Source organism: Kitasatospora phosalacinea (assembly GCF_000717185.1).
Classification (GTDB): Bacteria; Actinomycetota; Actinomycetes; order Streptomycetales; family Streptomycetaceae; genus Kitasatospora; species Kitasatospora phosalacinea_A.
This window is the reverse complement of record NZ_JNYE01000202.1, coordinates 1-3,303: the sequence shown is the minus strand read 5'-3', so window position 1 is coordinate 3,303 and position 3,303 is coordinate 1. Positions and strand designations below refer to the sequence as shown.

The 3,303-nt window shown below is 77.7% G+C and carries 3 protein-coding genes; all 3 read right to left on the bottom strand.

The features are described from left to right. Positions 1 to 117 precede the first annotated feature (117 nt). Complete coding sequence (locus OO57_RS37435; RefSeq protein WP_033257347.1) at positions 118 to 1,164, bottom strand: NUDIX hydrolase; 1,047 nt, start codon at positions 1,162 to 1,164, stop codon at positions 118 to 120. Between the two features lie 157 nt (positions 1,165 to 1,321). Further along, the gene (locus OO57_RS37430) at positions 1,322 to 2,767 is read right to left on the bottom strand and encodes an acyl-CoA synthetase (protein WP_033257346.1); all 1,446 of its coding nucleotides are present in this window, start codon (positions 2,765 to 2,767) and stop codon (positions 1,322 to 1,324) included. A gap of 262 nt (positions 2,768 to 3,029) precedes the next feature. Further along, a partial coding sequence (locus tag OO57_RS37425) for an electron transfer flavoprotein subunit alpha/FixB family protein (RefSeq protein ID WP_033257344.1) occupies positions 3,030 to 3,303 on the bottom strand: 274 nt, incomplete at its 5' end.

Sequence of the window (3,303 nt, the reverse complement as noted above, 5' to 3'; positions counted from 1 at the left end):
GGCCGACCCCGCCCGCCCACAGGGCACGCCCGGCACGCCGCTTCCCCCCTCCGACCCCACTCCCCGCCGCCGCAGGCCGCCCCCACCGACCGCGTCGGCCCCGCCCGCAGGGCGTTCTCAGTGCGCCGAAGCCGCCCCCGTCGCCGCGGGCCGCCCGCCCTCCAGGTAGCGCAGTTCGCCGACCGCCCGGGCCTCCAGTGCGGCGACCAGCCGTCGCATGCGCCCGGCGGGCAGCATCTCGGCGGCCTCCCGGAGGGTGGCGAAGTGCCAGTCGCGCAGTTCTCCGGCGGGCAGGCGCAGCCTCAGCACCTGGGAGGGCCCGAGCCGTCCGCCGTCGTAGACCAGTCGCAGGCCGCCGCGGCCGCGGCCCGCGCCCGGCTCCCAGTCGACGGCGAGCAGCCGCAGCTCCTCGGGGCGCAGTCGCAGGCCGAGTTCCTCGGCGACCTCGCGGACGCCCGCCGCGGTGGGCGATTCGCCGGATTCGACGACGCCGCCGGGGAACTCCCAGTGCGGTTTGTAGGCGGGGTCGACGAGCAGGACCCGGTCGCGGTCGTCGAAGAGCAGCACGGCGGCGGCGACGGTGTCCCCGTCGCCGCCCTCGCTGCGCACGATGGGGCAGCGGGCGGCGCCGGTGCGCAGCAGGTCGGCGATGCGTTCGGCGGTCTGGCGGGGGGTCAGGACGCCGTTGTCGACCATCCGGGCGTCCCCGGCGAGCCAGCCGCGGGCGGTGAGGTAGGCGGGGAGGGCTTCGCGGGCGCGCTGGCGGAGCGCGGCGGTGGCCTCGGGGTCGCCGGGGACGTCCTCGCGGGTGGCGATCCGGGCGCGCAGGATCGTTTCGACGGGGTCGAGGACGACGTGGTGGACGGGGATGCCGCGCCCGGCCAGCGAGCCGAAGACCTCGTCGCGGTGCTCCTGGCGCAGCAGCGTGGCGGGGACGAGGACCGGTCCGTCGGCCTCGGCGGCGAGCGCGGCGGCGCTCTCGGTGGTCAGCCGCCGCCAGGCGGCCGACTCCGGGAACCCGCCGCTGCCCCCCGCCCCGGCGGCCCGCAGGACGGGGCCGAGGGTGTCCGGGTCGAACAGCAGGCTCCCCGGCAGCAGTCGCACCAACTCCCGGCAGACGCTCGTCTTGCCCGCCCCGAACGCCCCATTGACCCAGACGATCACAGCATCCCTGCCCCTCCTCGGCGGCCCGGCCGTGCACCGGGCAGCGCGGGGCACCGGCCCCCGCGCCACCCCCAGTGGTACCCACTCCCCGCCCTCCTGAAAGGGCGCGTCGGAGGAGGGGTTGCACGCCGGGGTGCGGACCGACGTGCACGCCGGGTCACGCGCCGGGTTGCGCGCCGCCGTCCAGCAGGTGCTTCTTCAGCACCTTGCCCATCGCGTTGCGCGGCAGGTCGGCGACCAGCACCACCCGCCGGGGCCGCTTGTGGACGGAGAGCCGCTGCGCCACGAAGTCGACCAGCTCCCGCTCCCCGACGCCGCCGCCGACCCCGCCGCCGTCAGCCGCGACCACGTACGCGACGACGACCTGGCCGAGGTCCGGGTCGGGCGCGCCGACCACGGCCGCGTCGGCGACGCCGGGGTGGTCGCGCAGCGCGGCCTCGACCTCGCCCGCACCGATCCGGTAGCCGCCGCTCTTGATCAGGTCGACGGAGGCGCGGCCGACGATCCGGTGGAAGCCGTCGGGCCCGATGACGGCGACGTCGCCGGTGCGGAACCAGCCGTCCGCCGTCCAGGAGGCGGCGGTGGCCTCGGGGCGGCCGAGGTAGCCGTCGAACAGGGTCGGCCCCTGGAGCTGGAGTTCGCCGACGCCCTCACCGTCGGCGGGCACCGGCTGCCCGTCCTCGCCGACCAGCCGGGTGCGCACGCCGGGCAGCGGCACGCCGACCGCGCCGGGGCGGCGTTCGCCGTCGGCCCGGGTGGCGACGGTGATCAGCGTCTCGGTCATGCCGTACCGCTCGGCGGGGGCCTGCCCGGTGAGTTCCCGCAGCCGTTCGAAGACCGGGACGGGCAGCGGGGCGCTGCCGGAGACCAGCAGCCGGGCGGCGGCGAGTTCGCGGGCGGCGGCGGGGTCGGCGGCGATCCGCGACCAGACGGTGGGGACGCCGAAGTACAGGCTGCCGCGGGCGGCCGCGTACCCGGCGGGGGTGGGCCGCCCGGTGTGGACGAGGCGGCTGCCGGTGCGCAGCGCGCCGAGCACGCCGAGCACCAGGCCGTGCACGTGGAACAGCGGCAGGCCGTGGACGAGGGTGTCCCCGGCGTCCCACTGCCAGGCGTCGGCGAGGCCGTCGAGCCCGGCGGCGACGGCCCGGTGCGGGATGAGCGCGCCCTTGGGGGCGCCGGTGGTGCCGGAGGTGTAGAGCACGAACGCCGTCCGGTCGCCGTCCTCGGCCGCGGGGCGCCAGCCGCCGCCCGGACGGTCCGTCAGCTGCACCGGAACGGCCGTCAACCCTTCGGTTTCGTCCGGGAGTTCCGTTCCGGCGAGCAGGGTGGCGCCGCTGTCGCGCAGGATGTGCGCGCGCTCCACCGGCCCGGAGTCGGGCGGCAGCGGCACCACCGGCACGCCCGCGAGCAGGCCGCCGACCACGGCCGCGACCGTCTCCGCGGTCGGCCGGGCCAGTACGGCGAGGCCGGGGGCCCCGGCGACGCGTTCGGCCACCGCCCCGGCGGCGCCCAGCAGTTGCTCCCAGGACAGCGCGGCGCCGTCCACCACCACCGCGTCCGCCCGGTCCCCGTACCCGCCGTCGAGTGCTGTCAGCAGTCCCATGCCGCCCGACTCTACGAGCCCGGGCCGCCGGGCGCGGCGGCGCCCCGCCCGACGGGCCGAGCCGGGGCGTCACCGGAACGCTCCGCGCCCTTGACCGAACCCGGTGGCCTGGTGGGGCCGTGCCGACGGCCGTCCCGGCCTCCGGCCTCGGCACCGTCGACGGCGCCCGCTTCGTGCACGCCCTCGCGGGCCGCTGACCCGCCGCGCACGACGAAGGGCGCGACCCCCGCGGGGGTCGCGCCCTTCACCTCGTGGCGAGCGGTCAGCCCTTGCGGGCCTTCACCTCGTCGGTGAGCTGGGGCAGGACGGTGAAGAGGTCGCCGACGACGCCGTAGTCGACGAGTTCGAAGATCGGGGCTTCGGGGTCCTTGTTGACGGCGACGATGGTCTTGCTGGTCTGCATGCCGGCGCGGTGCTGGATGGCGCCGGAGATGCCAGCGGCGACGTACAGCTGGGGGGAGACCTGCTTGCCGGTCTGGCCGACCTGGCTGCTGTGGGGGTACCAGCCGGCGTCGACGGCGGCGCGGGAGGCGCCG

What these genes read in the sequence shown, in the direction of transcription:
- OO57_RS37430 (WP_033257346.1), bottom strand. Translation starts at nt 2,767, where the DNA reads ATGGGACTGCTGACAGCACTCGACGGCGGGTACGGGGACCGGGCGGAC.